Source organism: Caulobacter sp. B11, assembly GCF_002737765.1.
Lineage (GTDB): Bacteria > Pseudomonadota > Alphaproteobacteria > Caulobacterales > Caulobacteraceae > Caulobacter.
This window is the reverse complement of record NZ_PEGG01000393.1, coordinates 1-2,650: the sequence shown is the minus strand read 5'-3', so window position 1 is coordinate 2,650 and position 2,650 is coordinate 1. Positions and strand designations below refer to the sequence as shown.

1 pseudogene is annotated in these 2,650 nt (G+C 68.6%); it reads left to right on the top strand.

The annotated features are described in order from the left end of the window. Window positions 1–235: 235 nt before the first annotated feature. Window positions 236–2,650, top strand: a pseudogene (pepN, locus tag CSW58_RS13380) (aminopeptidase N); the annotation flags it as partial.

Here is a 2,650-nt window from a genome sequence, read left to right as displayed (position 1 = left end):
CCCGGCATAGACGAGGGTGAAGACCACGAACAACAGCAGCATCCAGGCCACGGCCCGCAGCCAGCGCAGCGGGCCGGGATGCAGAAATCGGCGGCGTCCGACCTCGAGGCCGGACTGAATTTCGCTCAGGCTCATGACGTCCCCCATAGACTTTCGTCTAGACGCGGCCGTTTTCTGGTCGTGGTCAAGCCGCCTTCCCCTCGCCCCGCCGCCTCCGGATCACTACATTGCCCGGATGCGCACCGACATTGACCAGCCCATCCGCCTTTCCGACTATCGCCCGTTCCCCTTCCGGATCGACACGACCGCCCTGGCGTTCCAGCTGGACCCCAGCGCGACGCGGGTGAGGGCGACCCTGCAGGTGACGCGGGTCGGCACGGCCGGCGAGCCCCTGGTGCTCAACGGCGAGCATCTGAAGCTGCTGTCGGTGGCGGTGGACGGCCAAAGCCTGGGGGCCAACCAGTACGCGCTGGACGACCAGCACCTGACCATCCCCGACCTGCCCGACAATTTCGAGCTGACCACCGAGGTCGAGATCGATCCCTCGGTCAACAAGGCCCTGATGGGCCTGTACATGTCGGGCGGGCGCTTTTGCACCCAGTGCGAGGCCGAGGGCTTCCGCACGATCACCTTCTTCCCCGACCGTCCCGACGTGCTCAGCCGCTACACGGTCCGACTCGAGGCCGACGCGGCCTTCCATCACCTGCTGAGCAACGGCAATCTGGTCGAGAGCGGCGCCCTGCCGTCAGGCCGTCACTACGCGGTCTGGAACGATCCCTTCCCCAAGCCGGCCTATCTGTTCGCCCTGGTGGCCGGCGAGCTGGACGTGCTGGAGGACAGCTTCACCACGATGAGCGGCCGCGACGTGGCCCTGCGGGTGTTCGTCGATCCCGGTCAGGCCCCGCGCGCCGCCTATGCGCTGGACGCCCTGAAGCGATCGATGAAATGGGACGAGGAGGCCTTTGGCCGCGAATACGATCTTGACCTGTTCATGATCGTCGCGGTGCGCGACTTCAACTTCGGGGCCATGGAGAACAAGGGGCTGAACATCTTCAACAGCTCGCTGTTGCTGGCCGCCCCCGAAACCGCCACCGACATGGACTATGAGCGCATCGAAAGCGTCGTGGCCCACGAATATTTCCACAACTGGACCGGCAACCGCATCACCTGCCGCGACTGGTTCCAGCTGTGCCTGAAGGAGGGCCTGACGGTGTTCCGCGACCAGAGCTTCAGCGCCGACATGCGCGGCGAGGCGGTCCAGCGGATCAAGGACGTCAAGGCCCTGCGCGCCCGGCAGTTCGCCGAGGACGCCGGCCCCCTGGCCCACCCGGTGCGGCCGGGCAACTATGTGAAGATCGACAACTTCTACACCGCGACCATCTATGAAAAGGGCGCGGAGATCATCCGCATGCTGAAATCCCTGCTCGGCGCCGAGATGTTCCGGGCCGGCCTGGACCTCTATTTCAAGCGCCATGACGGCGACGCCACGACGGTCGAGGCCTTCATCGCCTGTTTCGCCGACGCCTCGGGGCGCGACCTCAGCGACTTCTTCCATTGGTACAAGCAGGCGGGCACCCCGGCGGTCAGTCTGGGCAGCCGTCACGACGCCAAGGCCGGCGAGATCACCCTGACCCTGCGCCAGGTCACCCGGCCGACCCGCGGCCAGGCCAAGAAGCGCCCGCTGCCGATCCCGGTGCGCCTGGGGATGCTGTCGGCCAAGGGTCAGCCCTTGGGCGAGGAAACCCTGATCATCCTGGACCAGGCCGAACAGAGCGTCACCCTGTCCTGCGGCGCCGAGCGGCCGATCCTCTCGGCCCTGCGCGGGTTCTCGGCTCCCGTGGTGCTGACCATCGACGAGCCGCCACATGACGCCTATGTGCGCCTGGCGAGCGATCCGGACCTGTTCAATCGCTGGGAAGCCGGCCAGGGCCTGGCCCGGGCCCTGATCCTGGCGCGGGCCGGCGGGACGCCTGACGAACTGGGCGAGGAGCGCTACGCCGACGCCCTGGGCCGGGCCCTGATGGACGAGGCCGCCGACCCCGCCTTCAAGGCCCTGCTGACCGCCCTGCCCAGCGAGGGCGACCTGGCCCTGGCCCTGGCCGTGGTCGATCCCGCCGCCCTGCACGCCGCGCGTAATCTGCTGAAGACCCGTATCGCCGTGCACCTGGGCGACCTGCTGCGGCGCACCCATGGCGAGATGCAGAGCGCCGAACCCTATTCGCCCGACGCCCGCGACGCCGGGCGACGCGCCCTGCGCAACGCCTGCGCCGACCTGCTGTCGGCCGATCCGCACGCCGTGAACATCGAGCGAATCGTCGGCCATTTCCAGGCCGCCGCCAACATGACCGACTCCATCGGGGCCCTGTCGGCCCTGATCCAGGTCGGCGGCGAACCGGCCCAGACCGCCCTGGACGCCTTCCACGCCCAGTGGCGCCACGAACCCCTGGTGCTCGACAAGTGGTTCGCGGCCCAGGCCCGCGACCCTGACGAGGGCGCCCTCGGGCGGGTGTTGGCCCTGACCGCCCATCCCGATTTCGACGCCGCCAACCCCAATCGGCTGCGGGCCCTGGTCCAGGGCTTCGCGAGCGGCAACTCGCCCGCCGCTTCCCACGACCCCTTCCGGCGCCGGCTACCGCTTCCTGGCCGACCA